Annotated in this window: 19 protein-coding genes and 1 pseudogene; 13 read left to right on the top strand and 7 right to left on the bottom strand. The window is 50.1% G+C overall.

The features are described from left to right. Nucleotides 1-169 precede the first annotated feature (169 nt). Both ftsP and MES37_RS09240 read left to right on the top strand, forming a co-directional pair. Nucleotides 170-1582: a cell division protein FtsP gene (gene ftsP, locus MES37_RS09235; RefSeq protein ID WP_064540074.1), complete on the top strand. Its 1413-nt coding sequence runs from the start codon at nt 170-172 to the stop codon at nt 1580-1582. Nucleotides 1583-1737: 155 nt separating this feature from the next. Continuing rightward, nucleotides 1738-4051: pseudogene (locus MES37_RS09240) on the top strand (YgiQ family radical SAM protein). Between the two features lie 134 nt (nt 4052-4185). On the opposite strand, the gene dkgA reads toward MES37_RS09240, so the two are convergent. Both dkgA and yqhD read right to left on the bottom strand, forming a co-directional pair. Further along, nucleotides 4186-5013 (bottom strand): 2,5-didehydrogluconate reductase DkgA, encoded by an 828-nt coding sequence (gene dkgA / locus MES37_RS09245; protein WP_064540070.1) that lies wholly within the window; start codon nt 5011-5013, stop codon nt 4186-4188. A gap of 130 nt (nt 5014-5143) precedes the next feature. Then, nucleotides 5144-6307, bottom strand: a complete 1164-nt coding sequence (gene yqhD / locus MES37_RS09250) for an alcohol dehydrogenase (RefSeq protein ID WP_064540068.1) — start codon at nt 6305-6307, stop codon at nt 5144-5146. 190 nt (nt 6308-6497) lie between these two features. Between yqhD and MES37_RS09255 the strand changes: the two genes are divergently transcribed. Beyond that, on the top strand, nt 6498-7388 hold the full coding sequence (locus tag MES37_RS09255; protein ID WP_064540065.1) for an AraC family transcriptional regulator: 891 nt from the start codon (nt 6498-6500) through the stop codon (nt 7386-7388). 58 nt (nt 7389-7446) lie between these two features. Here the strand turns inward: MES37_RS09255 and MES37_RS09260 are convergent, their stop codons facing one another. Next, nucleotides 7447-8106 (bottom strand): DedA family protein, encoded by a 660-nt coding sequence (locus tag MES37_RS09260; protein WP_064540063.1) that lies wholly within the window; start codon nt 8104-8106, stop codon nt 7447-7449. Nucleotides 8107-8286: 180 nt separating this feature from the next. Continuing rightward, entirely contained in the window at nt 8287-9474 is a 1188-nt protein-coding gene (gene metC, locus MES37_RS09265; RefSeq protein WP_064540061.1) for a cystathionine beta-lyase, read from the bottom strand. A gap of 188 nt (nt 9475-9662) precedes the next feature. Between metC and exbB the strand changes: the two genes are divergently transcribed. From exbB to fucR, 3 genes are all read left to right on the top strand, one after another. Further along, on the top strand, nt 9663-10397 hold the full coding sequence (gene exbB / locus MES37_RS09270; protein ID WP_064540058.1) for a tol-pal system-associated acyl-CoA thioesterase: 735 nt from the start codon (nt 9663-9665) through the stop codon (nt 10395-10397). Between the two features lie 4 nt (nt 10398-10401). After that, on the top strand, nt 10402-10827 hold the full coding sequence (gene exbD / locus MES37_RS09275; protein WP_064540055.1) for a TonB system transport protein ExbD: 426 nt from the start codon (nt 10402-10404) through the stop codon (nt 10825-10827). A 173-nt stretch (nt 10828-11000) separates the two neighbouring features. Continuing rightward, the gene (fucR, locus tag MES37_RS09280) at nt 11001-11738 is read left to right on the top strand and encodes an L-fucose operon activator (protein ID WP_064540053.1); all 738 of its coding nucleotides are present in this window, start codon (nt 11001-11003) and stop codon (nt 11736-11738) included. On the opposite strand, the gene MES37_RS09285 is transcribed toward fucR, so the two are convergent. Together MES37_RS09285 and MES37_RS09290 are read right to left on the bottom strand one after the other, a co-directional pair. Continuing rightward, on the bottom strand, nt 11717-12103 hold the full coding sequence (locus tag MES37_RS09285; protein WP_232886583.1) for a cytoplasmic protein: 387 nt from the start codon (nt 12101-12103) through the stop codon (nt 11717-11719). The genes fucR and MES37_RS09285 overlap by 22 nt on opposite strands. A gap of 5 nt (nt 12104-12108) precedes the next feature. Then, nucleotides 12109-12612 carry a hypothetical protein gene (locus tag MES37_RS09290; RefSeq protein WP_237931162.1) on the bottom strand — a complete coding sequence of 168 codons (504 nt, stop codon included), beginning with the start codon at nt 12610-12612 and terminating at the stop codon, nt 12109-12111. Here MES37_RS09290 and MES37_RS09295 point away from each other — a divergent pair. From MES37_RS09295 to MES37_RS09310, 4 genes are all read left to right on the top strand, one after another. Further along, on the top strand, nt 12611-13114 hold the full coding sequence (locus tag MES37_RS09295) for an ESA_00282 family adhesion-associated protein (protein WP_064540047.1): 504 nt from the start codon (nt 12611-12613) through the stop codon (nt 13112-13114). The two genes, MES37_RS09290 and MES37_RS09295, sit on opposite strands and share 2 nt — an antisense overlap. Before the next feature lie 203 nt (nt 13115-13317). After that, nucleotides 13318-13878 (top strand): NlpC/P60 family protein, encoded by a 561-nt coding sequence (locus MES37_RS09300; RefSeq protein ID WP_121814327.1) that lies wholly within the window; start codon nt 13318-13320, stop codon nt 13876-13878. Between the two features lie 175 nt (nt 13879-14053). Beyond that, nucleotides 14054-14599, top strand: a complete 546-nt coding sequence (locus tag MES37_RS09305; RefSeq protein ID WP_232886584.1) for a hypothetical protein — start codon at nt 14054-14056, stop codon at nt 14597-14599. 227 nt (nt 14600-14826) lie between these two features. After that, nucleotides 14827-16185, top strand: coding sequence for an 8-oxoguanine deaminase (locus MES37_RS09310; RefSeq protein ID WP_237931163.1), 1359 nt, complete (start codon nt 14827-14829; stop codon nt 16183-16185). Nucleotides 16186-16187: 2 nt separating this feature from the next. Here MES37_RS09310 and MES37_RS09315 read toward each other — a convergent pair whose 3' ends face one another. Next, the gene (locus MES37_RS09315) at nt 16188-17549 is read right to left on the bottom strand and encodes an HdeD family acid-resistance protein (protein ID WP_237931164.1); all 1362 of its coding nucleotides are present in this window, start codon (nt 17547-17549) and stop codon (nt 16188-16190) included. A gap of 252 nt (nt 17550-17801) precedes the next feature. Here MES37_RS09315 and MES37_RS09320 point away from each other — a divergent pair, with 252 nt between their 5' ends. The 3 genes from MES37_RS09320 to MES37_RS09330 all read left to right on the top strand — a co-directional run bounded on the left by MES37_RS09320 (nt 17802) and on the right by MES37_RS09330 (nt 20985). Beyond that, nucleotides 17802-20336, top strand: a complete 2535-nt coding sequence (locus tag MES37_RS09320) for a penicillin G acylase (protein ID WP_237931167.1) — start codon at nt 17802-17804, stop codon at nt 20334-20336. A gap of 238 nt (nt 20337-20574) precedes the next feature. Beyond that, on the top strand, nt 20575-20832 hold the full coding sequence (locus tag MES37_RS09325; RefSeq protein ID WP_064540036.1) for a hypothetical protein: 258 nt from the start codon (nt 20575-20577) through the stop codon (nt 20830-20832). A 3-nt stretch (nt 20833-20835) separates the two neighbouring features. Then, on the top strand, nt 20836-20985 hold the full coding sequence (locus tag MES37_RS09330; protein WP_166642075.1) for a hypothetical protein: 150 nt from the start codon (nt 20836-20838) through the stop codon (nt 20983-20985). Nucleotides 20986-21071: the final 86 nt, after the last annotated feature.

Below are 21071 nucleotides of genomic sequence, written 5' to 3' on the forward strand. Positions count from 1 at the left end.
CTGTAGGGTGGATAAGCGGTCGCGCCATCCACCATTTTCGCCAGTTTTGTCGGATGGCGCTGTGCTTATCCGACCTACGAAGAGGTTTGTCATCCGTTTCACCGAGCGCTTTTATTTTGGCGGTACGTGTTGTGCCGCCCCACGTTAGTCAGTTTCACATGGAGTTATTATGTCACTCAGTCGGCGTCAGTTTTTACAGGCATCAGGAGTCGCACTATGTGCAGGCTCGGTGCCACTGAGGGCAAATGCGGCAGGTATGCAGCAACCTTTACCCGTTCCTCCTTTACTGGAGTCTCGCCGTGGTCAGCCTTTATTCCTGACGTTACAACGGGCACATTGGTCATTTACTGGCGGCGCTAAAGCACCCGTTTGGGGCTTGAATGGGCGTTATCTTGGGCCCACCATCCGCGTATGGAGCGGCGATGACGTGAAGATGATTTACAGCAATCGTCTGCAAGAAAATATCGCCATGACGATTGCCGGTTTGCAGGTGCCAGGCCCGTTAATGGGGGGCGCGGCACGAATGATGTCGCCAAATGTAGACTGGGCTCCTGTTCTGCCAATTCGCCAGCAGGCTGCTACATTGTGGTATCACGCTAACACCCCAAACCGCACCGCGAAACAGGTCTACAATGGCCTGGCGGGGATGTGGCTTATCGAAGATGAAGTCAGCAAATCGTTACCTATTCCCAACCATTATGGCGTCGATGACTTCCCGGTAATCATTCAGGATAAGCGTCTTGATAACTTCGGGGCGCCTGAATATGAAGAGCCGGGTAGTGGTGGTTTTGTGGGGGATACGCTGCTGGTGAATGGTGTGCAAGGGCCGTATGTCGAGGTCTCTCGCGGTTGGGTGCGTTTGCGTTTGCTTAACGCCTCGAACTCGCGCCGCTATTTGCTACAAATGAGCGATGGCCGTGCGATGCACGTGATTTCAAGCGACCAGGGTTTTCTCCCGGCACCTGTTTCTGTTAAGCAACTTTCACTGGCACCGGGTGAGCGTCGCGAGATTCTGGTTGATATGACCGACGGCAAAGAGGTGTCGATAACCTGCGGTGAAGCTGCCGGTATCATGGACAGGATCCGTGGCTTCTTTGAACCCTCAAGTATTCTTATCTCCACGCTGGTTCTCACCCTTCGTGCAACCGGTCTGCTGCCTTTGGTGACCGATACGTTACCAATGCGTCTGCTACCGGAAGAGATTATCAACGGTAACCCATCACGTAGCCGTGATATTGCGCTGGGTGATGACCCTGGTATTAACGGCCAACTGTGGGATATGAAGCGCATTGATATTCAGACTCAGCAAGGCACCTGGGAGCGCTGGACGGTGCGTGCTGATATGCCGCAATCTTTCCATATCGAAGGTGTGAGCTTCCTGATTAAAAACGTCAATGGTGCGGCACCGTTTGGTGAAGACCGAGGCTGGAAAGATACGGTTTGGGTTGATGGGCAAGTCGAGCTACTCGTGTACTTTGGCCAACCTTCCTGGGAACATTTCCCGTTCCTTTATTCCAGCCAAACGCTGGAAATGGCGGACCGTGGCTCTATTGGGCAGTTGTTAGTGCAGCCTGCGCCGTAAACTACCCTCACCCTGGCCCTCTCCCTGAGGGAGAGGGACGATTCGGTGTCCGCCCTCGATCACTGAGGGAGAGGGAAGATTCGGTGTTCCCCCTCTCCTGAGGGAGAGGGTTGGGGTGAGGGCAAGAAAACATTGATCGCCCGCAATAATCCTTCATTTATTACCCAATAAAAGCGTATAATCGCCGGCTTTGGTTATTTTTAAATCATTTTTTATTCATTTTTCGGAAGCATTATGAGCTCTATAAGCTTGATCCAGCCCGATCGCGAACTCTTTTCGTGGCCTCAATACTGGGCAGCCTGTTTTGGCCCGGCACCGTTTTTACCCATGTCACGTAAGGAAATGGACGATTTAGGCTGGGATAGCTGTGACATCATTCTGGTTACCGGAGATGCTTACGTTGACCATCCAAGTTTTGGTATGGCGATTTGTGGCCGTATGCTGGAAGCCCAGGGTTTCCGCGTGGGGATCATCGCCCAGCCAGACTGGAACAGTAAAGAAGACTTCATGCGCCTGGGTAAACCGAACCTGTTCTTCGGGGTGACTGCGGGTAACATGGATTCGATGATCAACCGCTATACCGCTGACCGCAAACTGCGTCATGACGATGCGTATACGCCTGATAACGTGGCAGGTAAACGCCCGGATCGCGCCTCACTTGCTTATACCCAACGCTGCAAAGAAGCCTGGCGTGATGTGCCGGTTATCCTTGGCGGTATTGAAGCGAGCCTGCGCCGTACAGCGCACTACGATTACTGGTCTGATACCGTTCGTCGTTCCATTCTGGTGGATGCCAAAGCCGACATGTTGATTTTCGGCAACGGTGAACGTCCGCTGGTGGAAGTGGCTCATCGCCTGGCAATGGGCGAGAAAATCGACGAAATCGGCGATGTGCGTAACACCGCGATGATGCGTAAAGAAGCGATGCCAGGTTGGTCTGGCGTGGATTCTACGCGTCTGGATATGCCTGGTCGTATCGACCCCATTCCACACCCTTACGGTGAAGATTTGCCTTGTGCAGAAACCGGTAAACCGGAAAAGCCAATCAACGAAGCGAAAGCGATTGTTGTGAAGCCTGCACCGATGAAACCGTGGGAAAAAACCTACGTGTTGCTGCCGTCGTACGAAAAAGTTAAAAACGACAAAGTTCTCTACGCGCACGCTTCACGTATTTTGCACCATGAAACCAACCCTGGTTGTGCTCGTGCGTTGATGCAAAAACACGGTGACCGTTACATCTGGATTAACCCGCCAGCCATCCCGCTTTCCACCGAAGAGATGGACAGTGTGTTTGCTCTGCCTTATAAGCGCGTTCCGCATCCTGCGTATGGCAAGGCGCGTATTCCTGCGTATGAGATGATTCGCTTCTCGGTGAATATCATGCGTGGTTGCTTTGGTGGCTGTTCGTTCTGTTCCATCACCGAACACGAAGGCCGCATTATTCAGAGCCGTTCTGAAGATTCGATCATCAGCGAAATTGAAGCGATGCGCGATACGGTGCCTGGCTTCACCGGCGTGGTTTCCGATCTGGGTGGCCCAACAGCTAACATGTATATGCTGCGCTGCAAATCGCCACGTGCGGAACAAACCTGCCGCCGTCTGTCGTGCGTCTATCCGGACATTTGTCCGCACATGGACACAAACCATGAGCCGACGATCAACTTGTATCGCCGCGCCCGTGAGATTAAAGGTGTTAAGAAGATCCTGATCGCTTCCGGTGTTCGTTACGACATCGCGGTAGAAGATCCTCGCTATATCAAAGAACTGGCGACGCACCACGTTGGTGGATATCTGAAGATTGCCCCGGAACATACCGAAGAAGGGCCGCTTTCTAAGATGATGAAACCGGGTATGGGCAGCTATCAGCGCTTCAAAGAGCTGTTTGACACCTACTCTAAACAAGCTGGAAAGGAGCAGTACCTGATTCCGTATTTCATCTCGGCGCACCCTGGTACGCGCGATGAAGATATGGTGAATCTGGCGCTATGGCTGAAGAAAAACCGTTTCCGTTTGGATCAGGTACAGAACTTCTATCCGTCACCGCTGGCGAACTCCACCACCATGTATTACACCGGCAAGAACCCGCTGGGTAAGATCAGTTACAAGAGTGAAGAAGTTGTGGTGCCGAAAGGTGACCGCCAGCGTCGTCTGCACAAAGCGCTGCTGCGTTATCACGATCCTGCTAACTGGCCGATGATTCGTGAAGCGCTGGAAGAGATGGGTAAAAAGCACCTGATCGGTGGCCGTCGTGAATGTCTGGTGCCTTCGCCAACGCTTGAGGAGATGCGTGAAGCGCGTCGCTACAATCGTGGTGCTCGTCCGGCACTGACAAAACATACGCCAATGACACATCAGCGTCGTGCTCCGCAAGCGGGCGCGAAGCCTGCTGCGGGTGCGAAACCTAACGTGGGTGCAAAACCAGCGGCTAAAGCTGCGTCGAAGCCTGCGAACAGGAAGCGTCCGGCATAGTTAATGCCCTCACCCTAACCCTCTCCCACAGGAGAGGGGACTGCTCGGTTTTCTCCCTCTGCCCCAGAAGAGGATTACCACGGTTTTCTCCCTCTCCATCAGGGAGAGGGCCGGGGTGAGGGCCGTACTAAACGTTAACTCCCAAACACATCAGGGTCTGGTCCCAGACGCTTACTGCTATCCAACTTCGCAATCTCGCTTAACTCGTCTTTATCAAGACGGAAATCAAACACGTTAAAGTTCTCAGCAATACGCGCTGGCGTCACCGATTTCGGGATAACCACCAGGCCGCTATCCAGGTGCCAGCGAATCACAATTTGTGCCGGCGTTTTGCCGTATTTATCGGCCAGGTCGCGGATGATTTTCTTATCGAACACACCGTCACCACCCTGAGCCAGCGGGCTCCAGGACTCGGTCTGAATCTTGTGTGTGGCATTCCAGGCATGAAGTTGACGCTGTTGCAGCAACGGATGGAGTTCTATCTGGTTGATTACCGGTGAGACACCCGTTTCATCAATCAAACGCTGAAGGTGGTTGAGCTGGAAGTTACACACGCCAATGCTTTTAACCAGGCCTAGTTTTTGCAGCTCAATCATCCCTTTCCAGGCTTCAACATAATGATCTTTGCTCGGCACCGGCCAGTGCATCAAATAGAGGTCGACATAATCCAGTTGCAGTTTTTCGAGGCTATCTTCCAGCGCCTGGCGTGGACGTTGTTGATCGTCGTTCCACAGTTTGGTGGTGATAAACAGCTCTTCACGCGGAATACCCGCTTGTTTTAGCGCACTGCCCACGCCGTCTTCATTCTTATACGCGGCGGCGGTATCAATCGATCGATAGCCGACTTCCAGCGCTTTATCGATGGCAATCAGAACTTGCTCGTTGCTGGCTTGCCAGACACCGAGGCCCAATTGCGGCATTACATTTCCATCCTGGAGCTTGATTACAGTTGGAGTCGCCATGTATTCCTCCTTAATGATTAAACTCACATAATTCAAGTTGCAGGGGCGTTGGCTAATCCTGCAACCTGAATTATTTAGGGTTTAAGTCTGGACCAAATACTCAAAAACGAGAACCAATTGACTAAATTACTTAGCGTGCAGCTTCGTAAATACGACGGCTCACGTCCAGAGTAATGTCCTGGCGCTCACCCAATTTAGTCATGCCTTTTTCTTCCAGTTTCACCAACAGAGCCGGGATAGTGCTGCCATCCAGACCGTAGGCAGACAGGCGAGTTGGTGCGCCCATCTGCTCGAAGAAATTGCGCGTTGCAGCAATCGCCGCATCAATACGTTCTTCTTCAGAACCTGCAGTGATATTCCACACGCGCTCAGCATATTGCAGCAGTTTGCCGCGTTTCTCGTTACGTTTTTCGTTCAGCAACGATGGCAGAACCACCGCCAGAGTTTGCGCGTGATCCAGTCCGTGCATCGCGGTCAGTTCGTGACCCAGCATATGAGTTGCCCAGTCTTGCGGTACGCCAGCACCAATCAGGCCGTTTAACGCCATGGTCGCCGCCCACATTACGTTGGCACGAACGTCATAGTTTTCAGGTTCTTTCAGCGCTTTCGGGCCATCTTCAACCAGAGTTAACAGAATGCCTTCGGCAAAACGGTCCTGCACTTTGGCGTTTACCGGATAAGTAATGTATTGCTCAACGGTATGCACAAACGCATCCACCACACCATTTGCGACCTGACGTGGTGGCAGCGTGTAGGTATAAACCGGATCAAGCACCGCAAAGACAGGCTGCACGTGTTCAGACATAAATGCCTGTTTGTCGCCTGTAGTACGGCGAGATACGACAGCACCTTTGTTAGATTCAGAACCGGTTGCTGGCAGTGTCAGAACAGAGCCCATTGGGATGGCGCTTTTCACATCATTGCCGTGAGTCAGCAGAATATTCCATGGGTCGATATCAGCCGGGTAGTTGGCTGCCGCGGCGATGAACTTAGTACCATCCAGCACAGAACCACCGCCGACGGCTAACAGGAAAGTGACTTTCTGCTGGCGAACGATTTCGACTGCTTTCATCAGCGTTTCGTAAGTCGGGTTCGGTTCAATACCGCTAAACTCGAGCACGTCCAGCCCTTCAAGTTGGGAGTAAACCTGGTCCAGTACGCCATTTTTCTTCACGCTGCCGCCGCCGTAGGTAATCAGAACGCGGGCACCTGCTGGAATTTGTGCACGCAGTTCGGAAACAGCGCCTTTACCAAACAGGATGCGAGTCGGGGTGTGTAGGTTGAAATTGTTCATTATTGGTTCCCTTTGCTTGGGTAAACAGAGATTGCTTATCGCATTTGATGGTAGCCATTGTCGGCCTCGGGTGGCTATCTCTCAATGCTTATTCCTGCCTTTATCTTGCCTATTTCTCCTGGGTGCTGGAGAAATGAAAGAATTAGTTGCACACTGACATCGGTAGAAAAGCCATGCGGAGCGCAGGAAAATGAAGCGGAAGGCGATTTGTCAGCAGTTAACTAACAAAATTAATTTATTGATACAAAAAGAAAATAGTGGCCTGAGTTCTCTGCCAAACGTTAGCTTACTGTATGGCACGAAACCCTATGCGCGCACGCCAGTTATGTATGAGCCGGGGATCATTATTCTCTTTTCCGGCCATAAAACGGGTTATCTGAATGATCGCGTGTTTCGCTATGATGCCAACGAATACCTGCTATTGACCGTCCCACTCCCTTTTGAATGTGAAACCTTTGCTACCCCTGAAGTACCGTTGGCCGGACTGCGCATTAATATTGATATTTTGCAGCTTCAGGATTTGCTGATGGATATCGGCGAAGATGATTTATCGCACCCGCAAACCTGCTCGACCGGGATTAACTCCGCCCAGCTATCTGAAGAAATCCTTTGTGCTGCCGAGCGCTTGCTGGACGTGCTGGAACACCCGCTCGATGCGCGTATCTTGGGCAAACAAATTATCCGCGAGATTCTCTATCACATTCTGGTGGGGTCATGCGGTGCGGCACTGCTGGCGCTGGTTAGCCGGCAGACGCATTTCAGCCTGATAAGCCGGGTGCTCAGGCGCATTGAAACGCAGTACACAGAAAACCTGTCGGTGGACCAACTCGCCGCAGAAGCGAACATGAGTGTTTCGGCGTTTCATCACAACTTTAAGTCGGTCACCAGCACCTCGCCGCTGCAATATCTCAAGAGTTACCGTTTGCACAAAGCGCGAATGCTGATTTTGCATGATGGGATTAAAGCCAGTACCGCGGCGATTCGTGTCGGGTACGAAAGTGCATCGCAGTTTAGCCGCGAGTTTAAGCGTTACTTTGGTGTGACGCCGGGGGAAGATGCTGCGCGGATGCGGGTGATTTAAAGGAAAGTGAACAGCGTTAGCGGGGTGGATAATGTCACGTTATCCACCCTGTAATGTCTTATGCCGGGTTAAATTTTTTCTTGATGACCACAAACAGAGTACCCACAAGTCCTGCTACCAGCAGCGCCATCGGTAGCACCATCAGGCAAGTCATCACCTGATCTTCATGGCGTTTCACAAATGGAATCATGCTCAGGGCAAAGCCCAGACTCGTCACACTGCCGACCCATAACAGTCCACTTAACCAGTTAAACACCTGGAAGCGACGATTGCTGAGCCCAGAAATCCCCGCCATGGTAGGCAATAACGTGCGGACAAACGCTAAAAAGCGGCCCGCTAACAAAGCGGCTAACCCGTGCCGGTCAAACATCACCGTCGCCCGCTGGTGGTATTGCGGTGGTAGTTGCTTCAGCCAGCTTTTCACTATTTTGGTATTACCGAGCCAGCGCCCTTGTGCGTAGCTCAACCAGCAGCCAAGGCTCGCCGCCGCGGTGAGGATCAATAAGGTGGGGACAAAACCCATCACCCCTTTCGCCACTAAGGCTCCCGCGAGTAACAGCAGACTGTCGCCCGGCAAAAATGAGGCGGGTAGTAATCCATTTTCGAGAAACAGCGTCGCAAACATGACGCAATAAACCACTCCAACAACATGAGGGTCCGCGAGTGCAGCAAAATCATGTTGCCAAAGCGCCTGAACAATATTGTGTATAACAGCCATGGCAAATCCTGTGGAACCGCTTTATTGGGCGCACCTAAATCTAAAGTCATTAGCTTAGGCGCACCTTAATTTTAGGGACATAGTGTAACGCTAAATGGCCTGCGACACCTTGATCACAGGCTCAACAAATCACCATGAAAGCAAAAAAACTGTTCTTTGCGGTGTCCACATTTGGCAATTTTAGGCGATACGCTGGAAACCTGCGTCCAGATCGGCAATCAGGTCGTCCACATTCTCCAGCCCGATATGAACACGCACCAGCGTTCCGGTGAAGTCTATTCCCCCGGCAGGGCGAATCTCCGCCAGTTCTTCTGGCTGGTTGGCCAGAATCAGCGATTCATATCCGCCCCATGAATAGGCCATACTAAAGTAGTTGAAATTGTCCAGGTAGCTTTGATACTGGTCATTATTCAAACGCTTTTTAAGCACAAATGAGAACAAGCCGCTGCTCCCTGTAAAGTCTCGTTTCCAAAACTCGTGGCCTTTGCTGCCTGGCAATGCAGGATGATTGACGCGCTCAACCTGCGGATGTTGCGCCAGCCATTCGGCAATTTTCAGGCTGCTTTCATGATGTTGACGCAGACGCACGCCTAATGTGCGCAAACCACGGCTGGTCATATAAGCAGTATCTGCATCCAGCATTTGCCCCATCAGATACGAGTTCTCACGCAACTGATCCCAGCAGCGGGCGTTTGATACCGCCGTTCCGACCATCGCATCCGAATGGCCAATCAGGTATTTGGTTCCCGCCTGAATTGAAATATCAATGCCGAAATCCAGCGCTTTAAACAAAATGCCCGCCGCCCAGGTGTTATCGATCATGATGATGGCGTCAGGGGCCACGCTGCGTATCGCCTGAACAATGGCTGGAACGTCATGTACTTCCATTGTTATCGAACCAGGCGATTCCAGAAATACAACTTTAGTATTGGGTTGCACGAGTTGGGCAATGCCTGCGCCAATCATCGGGTCAAACCAGGTGGTCGTGACGCCGAGTTTAGCGAGGATTTTGGTGCAGAAATCCTGGCTGGGTTCGTAGGCGGAGCCGGTCATCAGCACATTATCGCCATGTTCGACAAAGGCCAGAATCGCATTGGCGACGGCTGCGGCACCGCAAGGGTAAAGTGCGCAACCCGCACCGCCTTCCAGTTCGCACATGGCTTCTTGCAACGAGAAGTGGGTCAGGGTGCCACGGCGACCATAAAACAGCTCGCCTTTCGCGCGGTTTGCCGTGGCCTGTTTTTTGGCTTCGACGGTTTCAAAAACCAATGATGACGCGCGTTGAATGACGCTGTTAACCGAACCCTGGGTGAATTTTTTATCGCGCCCGGCATTAACCAGCGCCGTTTCAATGTGCTTGTCAGTCATGTTCACTTTGCCCTATTTAACCATCTGGATGTCCAAAACTAACTTATCATGCTTTTGCTGCGTAAACGCAAGGAATCCATGGACAATTTAAGGCACTCTTTAAATACTAATGAGAACTACTATCAATTCGATGTCGTTTTGATATTATTGCGCACAGTTTTAGTATTATTTCGCGGTGGAGAGTAAGAGTGACGAATAATTTGATGCAGACAGATCTCTCTGTCTGGGGCATGTATCAGCATGCTGACATCGTGGTAAAGATTGTGATGATCGGCCTGATTCTGGCCTCTGTCGTCACCTGGGCAATCTTCTTTAGCAAAAGTGTTGAGCTGATGTCGCAAAAGCGCCGTCTGAAGCGTGAACAACAACATTTAGCTCATGCCCGCTCTCTGGATGAAGCCAGCGAAATGGCCGAAACGTTTGATGCAAAAAGCCTGAGCACGATGCTTATTAATGAAGCGCAAAATGAGCTTGAGCTTTCCACAGGTAGCGAAGATAACGAAGGCATTAAAGAGCGTACCGGTTTTCGCCTTGAGCGCCGAGTTGCGGCGGTGGGTCGCCACATGGGGCGCGGTAATGGCTTTCTGGCGACTATTGGTGCCATTTCCCCGTTTGTCGGTCTGTTTGGTACCGTCTGGGGCATCATGAACAGCTTTATTGGTATCGCACAGTCACAAACTACTAACCTTGCTGTTGTTGCACCAGGTATTGCCGAAGCCTTGCTGGCAACGGCTATCGGCCTGGTGGCAGCGATTCCGGCGGTTGTTATCTACAACGTATTTGCTCGGGTGATTGGCGGTTACAAAGCTTCTCTGGGCGACGTTGCTGCTCAGGTTTTACTGCTGCAAAGCCGTGACCTCGATTTAGCAGCCAGTTCTCTTGCTCGCCCGGTTCGTACCGCTCAGAAACTGCGTGTAGGTTGATCCCATGGCTTTGCGTCTTAACGAAAATCTCGACGATAACGGTGAAATGCACGAAATCAACGTGACACCTTTTATCGATGTCATGTTGGTATTGCTGATTATCTTCATGGTGGCAGCGCCGCTGGCGACCGTCGATGTGAAGGTTAACCTTCCCGCGTCTTCAAGCCAGCCGCAGCCGCGCCCGGAAAAACCGGTCTACCTGTCTGTCAAAGCCGATCACACGATGTTTATCGGCAACGATGAAGTGACCAAAGAGAGCATGGTCAATGCTCTGATTGCTGCGACAGAAGGCAAGAAAGACACCACGATTTTCTTCCGTGCCGACAAATCAGTTGATTACGAAACGATGATGAATGTGATGGATACGCTGCATCAGGCAGGGTATTTGAAGATTGGCCTGGTTGGGCAAGAAGTCACGAAAACCCAATAAGCATCAATTTTCCTTTCTCTCCATCGCATCACATATATAGAGCGGCCTGCTGGTTAAACTAGCAGGCCGCTTTTTCATAAAGCGAATGAGCGACAGCTGGCGATTTCCGTGTTTCGCCTGGCACGAATGGTTTTGCTGGGCTAATCTCGGGCATTGCCAGGAGACACGCGCTAATGAAAACCGAACGCCACCAGCAACTGGTTCAACTTGTCGAGCAGTACAACAATCTGACCACACAACAGCTGGCGCAGTTATTAGGCGTGAGCCAGGAAACTGTGCGGCGCGATCTGCGTGTACTACAAAAGCAGGGGAAAATTGTTCGCCAACATGGGCGGGCAAAGCGCATTAATCGAGGCGCAGACGAAAGCGGTGATCCTTTCACCGCCCGCCTGAAAAGCCATCTCAATAGCAAAGCGGATATTGCTCATCGTGCTCTGGCCTGGATTGTGCCGGGCATGGTGATTGCACTGGATGCCAGCTCAACGTGTTGGTATCTGGCGCGATTACTGCCAGATATTCCTCTCACTGTTTTCACCAATAGTGAACGTATTTGCCAGGCGTTATCCAGGCGCGAGCATATTAAGCTGATTAGCACTGGCGGTCTTCTCCAGCGCAAATATGCCTGCTATATCAATGCCCCGCTGGCAGCGCATCTTAAATCGATGGATATCGACTTGTTCCTGTTTTCCTGCGAGGGAGTGGATAGCGACGGAACGTTATGGGACACGCGCAGCTGGAATGCCGAATATAAAACGATGTTGCTCAAGCGATCAGCACAGTCCTTGCTGTTGATCGACAAGAGTAAATTTGACCGGGTGAGTGAAGTTCGGATAGGTGAGCAGGCTGATGTGACCGAAATTATTAGTGAAGGCGAGCATACTTTAACGCCTTACAAATGCGGAGTTTTGTAGTTGTTTTCCAGCAACGCACGCGTGCACGACAAACTTTGCGCCTCTTCATATCTTAGTTTCTGATAAACCACTTCAAGCCGGGCAAGGATCTCGTTTTTCCACCGCGGCTGGTGGGCGATGATTTCACAGAGCACCGCTCCGTAAACTTCTTCTTTTACCCGCCAGGGAAAGATCTGGTGGCGGTTATGCCATTTCTGTTCAACCAGTGCCGAGGTGATATTGAGCTGGCTTTGGGTAAAGCGCGCAATATTTCCATTTTTAATCTGCACTAGTGCTGCAATGTTTTCGCGTAATAAGGTGTTATCGGATTCTGCACCCACAGGTGAATCGGAACTGTGCAGAACCTCAGGAAGTTCGTCAGACATTGAGATTACTCGTCCAGTGAATAAAACATCGGCCAGCTTTTTTCCTGGGTGAGTTGATTGACCCAGATTTGCTGTGAATGGTGACTTATCTGCAATTCTTTATCTTCTATTAGCATTTGCAGGTCGGCAGGACTGATCTTTTCTTGCTCAATTAATTCATTTAATACGGTGACCAGCGCTTCAATTTTAAGCGCGCAAAATAATCGGTCTTTTAAATGTCGGTCGCTTTCTTCAAGCAGAGTATTTTTCGCCTGCCCAGCGTAATGATTTGCGCTAAGAACCGTTTTCTCGAGCGATAAAATATTATCCTGGGGATTTAGTGTTAGAGCGCTATCTTCTGCTAATGGTATAAATGCAACCTGCATAGCAGGAAGCATTCCTGGTACCATGTTTTTAGGTAACATATATAAATATCCTGTCATATCAATAGAATGAGATGCGTAGTCACCAAGAATAGCGTTGACAACATTTTGCCTCAAAATTACTATAAAAAAAACAGGAGTCCCCATGCAAAGTGTCTTTTATTCAATTGTATTAATACTATTGTTGCTGTGCGGTGTATTGATGCTAATGCGTGAAAAATCCCATTCCAGCGTCAACCCCATCCCTCAGGCTTCCCCTAAATTAAATTTCTCGCAGAGTGATGAACATGAAGATTACTTTGCGAAATTAATTTCAAAAATCACCCCTGATTATTATTGGCGAGTAAGCCATGAATATGCAGATTTTAACCACGCCACTATTAAGCGTATGAGTATCGATATGCTTAGCGCCGATCCCAAACTCTTTAGTGCCCAACGGCGATGCAGCGATTTAAATTCCGCTATCTATCGCTATTACGACAATCTCAGAAAACGTTGCACTGAGGGTGAAAAAGTCTCTTTTGCTGACATCGAAGTGCTGAACTTACGGCAGTGTTTTGATGAGTTCAGCCAGGATGCTTACCCAGCGCTGGTGGCACTGGTTTGGCCGCATTACCAGCGGCCGGAAGTCAGTCTCCACAATGTGTAAGCGCCATGCCAAACAGCCTGACTCAGTATCAGGCTGTTTTTAAAATAAAAAAAATAGAAGTCTAAAAATAGACCGATTCTCTCGTGGCTAAATTTCATACAGCGGTTATTATTTGCTCACCCAAAAGGAGTTGTTCGTCCCATTGCTAAAAATCAGCAATGGCTTGTTTCGCTGTATTTGCCAGTAGATGAAAGATATTTCTTATGCCTCGTTTAAAAAAATTAATTGCCGCAACTTTGTTTATTATTCCTGTTATTTTTAGTGCAAATTCCTTTGCTTTTAATATGCCAAAGGAATTTGCATCAATCGCAAGCCAGTCGCTTGCTAAGAAAGATGTGTTCTCTGAAAAAGGGAACTATATAAAGAATGATGATCACGGTAATACCAATAGTATTAAGTCTGCCATATTGGCACAATTTTCAAACTGGAAAGGAACGCGTTATCACCTTGGCGGTACGACACATCAAGGTGTCGATTGTTCTGCACTGATGCAGCATATATTTAGCGATTCATTCCATAAATCATTACCGAGAACCACAACGCAGCAAATAAAAAATGGGCAGCCTGTCAGCAAAGAAAAACTCGAGCCGGGTGATTTAGTCTTTTTTAGAACGTCGCCGGGGATGCGCCATGTCGGTGTTTATGTTGGCGATAACCAGTTTGTCCACGCCTCAAGCAGTGTCGGTGTCACCATGTCTTCTCTGGCGAACCGTTATTGGGTTGAACATTATGAAACCGCTCGCCGTTTAAACATGGTTGGTTAAATACAATTCTGGATTGCGGGTTTAATTTTATATTGAGAATCACTATTATAGCGGCTGGTTTAAGATATTGGTTATTTTACTATGTGGTGCGCAAATATAATGATGGCGATGTATATTCATAACTTATGAATTAGCCGGTGCTTATATTTTAATTTCCTACAGGGATTAGTATCAAATGAAACGAAATTTAATGCGTCAGATGACGGGTGCCGTAATCGCTGTAATGGTTGCTGGTACCTTGCTGGTTGGTTGCGATGCGAAACAAGCTGGAGAAGTTGAAATGAAATTTATTAATGTGGAAAAGGTCGCACTGGATTCAGGTCTGGTTAAGCAAGAACAAGCGTATCTCAAAGCAGTAAATGAAAATCTGCATAAAGGCCTGCAACTGGCAGAAAAGAATTATGCCACGCTGCCTGCAGATAAAGTCGCGGCCGCGCGCCAGGCAGATAAAAAAATTATTGCTCAGCAATGGCAAGGTCAGCAACGCGCCGCACGCCAGGTTGTGTTGGCAGCGGTAAAACAGGCAGCTGATGCCTATCGCACTGAAAAGAAAATTGCTGCCATTATGCCTATGCAGACTGCAGTTTCGGTTGCGCCGGAACTCGATGTCACCGCTGACCTGACCACCAAATTGAATGCAACCAAACTGGATTTTGGCAAAGTGCCTGAAATCACGGTTAAAGCGGCTGATACTGCAAAACCGGCAGTAGCAGCAAAGTAATTAGCAAATAATTATCCGCAAATATTGGGCTTCGCCTGCGTGTTCCGCGAAGCCCATTTTCGTTAATCCTTAACACTTTCACCTGCCTGATAACAGCCATAAGACGATGCGATGATGCCCCATCAGTTTCCTGTTAGAATGGCAACATTGCCCCCGCAATGCCTGGATCAGCAGACAGGCCATAACTGAGCTGGCTTCCTTCACTTTTTAATATTCAGGAGCCAGATATGTCTGACCAACGTTTGTGGATCAAAAATCCCCGCGCAGTTTTTACCGCCAATTCGCAAGACGCCGCAGGTGGCGTAGTGATCGAAGGGGCAATCATTCGTGAATTAATTCCCCTGGGTGGCAAGCCCGCAGTTCCATGTGACTCTGTGTTTGATGCTCGCGAACTTGTCTTGTTACCCGGACTTATCAACACACACCACCATTTCTATCAGACTCTGACCCGAGCGTGGGCACCGGTGGTTAACGTGCCGCTGTTTCCCTGGTTAAAACAACTCTATCCGGTTTGGGCGCGGCTTGATGCCGAAGCTTTAGCGCTGGCCAGTAAAGTGGCGATGGCTGAGCTGCTGCTTTCCGGTTGCACAACCACAACGGACCATCACTACCTTTTCCCGCAGGGCATGGAGGAGGCCATCGATGTGCAGGTTGATGTGGTGAACGAAATTGGCATGCGTGCCGTATTAACGCGCGGCTCGATGAGCCTGGGTGAAGATGACGGTGGGTTGCCTCCTCGCCACACAGTACAACAGGCCGGGACAATTCTGCGTGATAGCGAAAGATTGATTAAACGTTACCATCAGCGCGGGGAAGGGGCGTGGCTACAAATCGCGCTCGCTCCATGTTCGCCGTTTTCTGTGACCACTGAAATTATGCGGGATAGCGCCCAACTTGCGCAGCAAGAGGACGTGCGGCTGCATACGCATCTGGCTGAAACCATAGATGAAGAAAACTTCTGTCTGCAACGTTTTGGCTTGCGTACCGTGGATTATCTGGAAAGTGTTGGCTGGCTAAATGACCGAACCTGGCTTGCCCACGGCATCCATTTTAATAAGAGTGAAATTCAGCGCCTGGGGCGAGCGGGAGTCGGTGTCTGTCATTGTCCGGTTTCAAATATGCGTCTCGCATCAGGCATGTGCCCGACGGTTGATTTGGAAAATGCCGGTGCGCCAGTTGGCCTCGGTGTTGATGGTTCCGCTTCAAACGATGCGTCAAACATCATGTACGAGGCGCGGCAAGCATTGTATTTACAGCGCCTGCGTTATGGCGCTGAAGCGATTACTCCGCACAGAGTGTTAGGCTGGGCGACGCGTGGCTCGGCAAAACTGATTGGGCGTAGCGATATTGGCGAAATTGCCGTCGGGAAGCAGGCCGATTTGGCGCTGTTTGCTCAGGACGAACTCCGCTTTAGTGGCAGCCACGATGCGATTTCAGCCCTGTTGTTATGCGGTGCAGAAAGGGCAGAACACGTGATGGTTGGCGGTAAATGGCGAGTGACCGACGGCAATATCGTCGGGTTGGATGTGCCGGATCTGATATCCCGGCACCGCAAGGCGGCGGCGAAATTAGTCGCTGATGTTTAACATTAATCCTCGGTAACTTCCTCGCCGCTTTTGCCTTTTCCCCAGGCGACGCGGCGCTGAAGCATTTTTTTCAGCGCCCGTCCGCTGGTATTCAACCAACCGGTTGGACGTGGATCGGCCAGCATACTCAGTGCGCGAGCGTAATCCAGCATCAGGCCTGGCGTCCACGCCATGGTTTCAGCCCGTTTACGCAGTTGCAGTGCGACCCAAAGTTCCGGCGTCGACATCAGTTTTCCCATCGCCATCCAGAAACCACGCTTTTGCCAAAGCCTGCCGACCGACCCCTCAAGTGCCGCTTCCAAAGCCCGCGCCACACTGCTCGAACAGTTTCGATAGGTCAAATTGTAGGATTCATTCTGGCGATAGCTTTCCCAAAACGCTTTTAGCCGTGCTTCGCTGTAATTACGGATTCGTACTTTTCTTGTGGATGGGCACCACTTTGCGGATTCCGTTGCGTAATCCGGCTGGAAAATCCCCGGCACGTTGTTTTCAGGCGTGGCCCGCAGCAGGCGGGCAAACTCATCTGGCGACTGGTCGATAAGCTCAGCAGGATAGAGGCTGATGTAAACCCCGCCGGGAGATTCCAGTGCGGCGTGACCAGTCGAGATCACGCCGTTGCGATCGACCGCTGCGATATAACGGCTGATCACCGGACGGGGGAGCGCTTCTCCTGCGGCGGATCCGACGGGTGTCCAGACGTGAACCGTCAGCGCTCTTTCGTCATCGTCCGGTGGGCCGTCCCACTCCACAACGTCAGGCGGAAGATGGTCGGCTTCTGCCATAAATACTGAACCTTTAAGACCCGGATTCTCAGCGGCATTTTTAACGCGCATGGCGAGAATAAACAGGTTCCAGCCCGCAAATGCCAGGCCTAACCCGAGGCAATAAGGAACCGTTCCTTCATAGTTTGACGGCCAGGGCTGGAAGAAAAATATCGCCAGCGCAATTTCGGCAATGCCCCCCCACAAAGCGGGCCGCCATCGGCGATAACGCACCACCACAGCTGAAGCGATTTGCAGAGTGCCATCGAAGAAAAACAACAAGCCAAAGATCACCGATAACACGAAGTTACCGTGGTGATGACCGGCCAGAATCAACAGCGCCGCAAGGGAAAATGCCGCGCCTTTAACGTAGCGCAGAATGCGTTGCCCACCCATACCGCTATGCGCGACCATCAATGTCGCAGCACCTTCAAACAGCAGCAGGCAGGCGAATGGCTCGATAGGGAAATAGAGCGAGCCATCCAGGGCATCAAGAAAAACGACTATTCCGGCAATAAGCGTAATCCAACCGAAACGACGCAGCCCACGCCAGTGGGAACGCAAAAAATCAATGCCGAGCAGGATCATCGTAAGCCGCATCATGGGGAAGTTTCCGTCAATTGCTCCACCAAATATATAGCCCACCAGACTCAAGTGCGATACGAAGCGAATCGACATAACTTTGTGCTTTATGTCAAATTTAATGATTCATATTTTTTGATTAAAGATAAAAATATGAATGATTAATTTAGTTACCACGCTCACGATTTCATCAGAAACTGTTCTGTTGAAATGGATATTGCCAGCTCTGTTGCTAGTATCCTTTTGCAAGTCTTTCACCCGTAAGAGGATACAATGAAAAATAAAAATACCATTATTGTGAGTTGCTTTCTGACAGGAGTGGCTGTGTTGTACAGCGCGAAAGTGTTGGCTGCGGAACAAAGCAAAGACGTAAAAATCATTCGCGACGAGTATGGTGTTGCGCACATTTATGCCAACGACACCCACAACCTGTTTTATGGCTACGGCTATGTTGTGGCTCAGGACCGGCTTTTTCAGATGGAAATGGCACGTCGCAGTACTCAGGGTACGGTGGCGGAAGTGCTGGGTGACAAGTTTCTCAATTTTGATAAAGACATTCGGCTGAACTATTGGCCTGCCAGCATTCATGCCCAAATTGATGCTTTACCTGCTGAAGAAAAAGCTGTTTTGCAGGGTTATGCCGATGGTATGAATGCGTGGATTGATAAGGTTAACGCCGAGCCTGGAAAGTTGTTGCCAAAAGAGTTTTCGACACTGGGTTTTAAACCGCAACACTGGCAGCCTTTCGATGTCGCGATGATTTTTGTCGGCACGATGGCTAACCGTTTTTCAGACAGCACCAGCGAAATTGATAACCTGGCGTTGTTTAACGCGCTGAAAGATAAATACGGTGACAAGCAGGGGATGGGGGTATTTAACCAAATCAAATGGTTAGTGAACCCTTCAGCTTCAACCACTATCGAACCAGAAGAACATCGTTATCCGTTCAAACTGGCAAACCAGGCCATGCAACTGGCTTATAACTTACCGCGTTTCGACCATACTCCTCCGATGTTCGAGCGCCTGGCAAAAGGCAATGATGGCGCTTTACTCACACTAACTCATCAGAAAAATCAGCAAGTAATTGGCGAACAGTTTGCTCACAGCGGCGCAAATGGGCTGGCGGGCTACCCAACCACCAGTAACATGTGGGTGATCGGCCAGAAAAAAGCGGCAGACGCTAAATCCATTATGGTTAACGGGCCGCAGTTTGGCTGGTACGCACCGGCTTACACCTATGGAATCGGCCTGCATGGCGCTGGATACGATGTGGTCGGGAACACGCCATTTGCCTATCCGGGCCTGGTGTTTGGGCATAACGGAAGCATCTCGTGGGGATCGACTGCCGGTTTTGGCGATGACGTCGATATCTTTGCGGAAAAACTTGATCCTCAACGCCCTGATTATTATCAGCGTCACGGGCAGTGGGTGAAAATGCTTAGCCGCAGTGAAACGATCAACGTTAAAGGCGGGACACCGGTTTCGTTCACGATCTATCGCACGGTACACGGCAACGTCATCAAAAACGACCCGCAAACCTCAACGGCTTACGCAAAATCTCGAGCCTGGGAGGGAAAAGAAGTCGCTTCATTGCTGGCGTGGACGCATCAAATGCAGGCGACAAACTGGACGCAATGGACGAAACAGGCGGCAAATCAGGCCTTAACCATCAACTGGTATTACGCGGATAAACAGGGGAATATCGGCTATGTTCACACTGGCGCGTATCCGCAGCGTAAACCTGGGCACGACCCACGCCTGCCTGTTCCTGGAACCGGTGAATGGGACTGGGATGGGATTTTGCCGTTCTCCAGCAATCCGCAAATCTACAACCCGAAATCGGGTTACATCGCAAACTGGAATAATGCGCCAGAAGCAGGTTATCCGGCCTCGGATCTTTTTGCTTTCCTGTGGGGGAGCGCCGATCGTGTCGATGAGATAAAAAAATTGATCGACGCACAGCCGAAACTCACGCATGAGCAGGCATGGGATATTATTGCCAAAACCAGCCGCCAGGATCTGAATCTGCGCCTCTTCCTGCCTTCTATCGAACAGGCGGTTAAAGCGTTACCAGCTGACGATCCGCGTCGCCAGCTTGCGGAGATCCTCGCAAATTGGGATGGCAACAATCAAATGAATGCCGACGGCAAAACTTATCAGCATCCGGGGTCAGCAATTTTGAACGCGTGGCTGACCAGCATGCTGAAACAAACGGTTGTTGCCGCTGTGCCTGCACCATTTAATAAGTGGTACAGCGCCAGCGGCTATGAAACCACACAGGATGGCCCAACCGGCTCACTGAATATCAGTGTCGGAGCCAAAATTCTGTATGAGGCATTGCAAGGAACGCGTTCACCAATCCCGCAAACGGTTGATCTTTTGGGTGGAAAACCATCGGATGAACTGATCAGAAATGCGTTGCAGGATAGCTGGCAGCAGCTATCACAACGTTATGGCACTCAAGTTGATAGTTGGAAAACTCCGGCGATGCCGCTGACCTTTAGAGCGAATAACTTCTTTGGCGTGCCGCAGGCCAACGCCGATGAAGCGGTGCATCAGGCGGAATACCAAAACCGTGGTACTGAAAACGACATGATTGTTTTTGGTGCGAAGGGAGATGAAGTGCAAGCGTGGGATGTGGTTGCACCTGGCCAAAGTGGCTTTATCGCTCCAGACGGAACGCCTGCGAAGCACTATCGCGATCAACTGGAAATGTATCAGACGTTTGGCCGAAAACCATTATGGCTAAACAGCGCAGACGTGAACGCCCATAAAGAGTCTGAAGAGGTAATTCAAGTCGTGCAGTAGTTAATTATTAGTACAGCCAAAATAGCGTGTGATGGCTATTTTGGCTGTGGTTTATCCTGTCATGTTTTGTCATTTGTCCTCACATCCTTGCAAAATAGCCATTTCACTCATCACTCAGCGGCGTCGCCAAGCGATGGATCCTTTCGCCATGCATTGCGAGCCTTACATTATTGCAATCGCCACGGATAAAAGAGAGGGTTAAGCTCGTGTCAATTATCAGCGCTTTGATTCTGGAAACGTGAAAGTTTATGAACTGGCCGTTGTTCCCGATAACGCAATATTGTTATACGGGCCGGAAAACCCCGGTGATTTTGTCACCCTTAATCTGGCGCTAATGGAATCCGATGCTGATATCAGAATGGCTGGTGAAAATCTCGATGCTTTTATCAGCGATGCGGCAAATAAAACTCAAGCGTCCACATTACTGGCAGCCAACCCAACCGTTTCGGTTGCGATAAAAGTTGCTGAAGAAATGCTGGCATTAAGTGCCAGGTAAATGATGAAAAATGATGATGACAAGGTGATGTTGATTCATGATAGCTGGTTGCGCGATTCACCCATTCCTTACGATATTAACCATCACAAAATTCACGCTAATGACTTTGCTGAAATGACGCTGCGGGTTATGCCGATGATCAGTTCGAAATAATAAAAGAGGCGATATTTTCGCCTCTCTATTTCCGCCCCTAATTATTTCATTTAAAATTAAATTTATTATTAAACAAAAAAAAGAAA

This window comes from Buttiauxella sp. S19-1 (assembly GCF_022134725.1).
GTDB classification, from domain to species: Bacteria; Pseudomonadota; Gammaproteobacteria; order Enterobacterales; family Enterobacteriaceae; genus Buttiauxella; species Buttiauxella ferragutiae.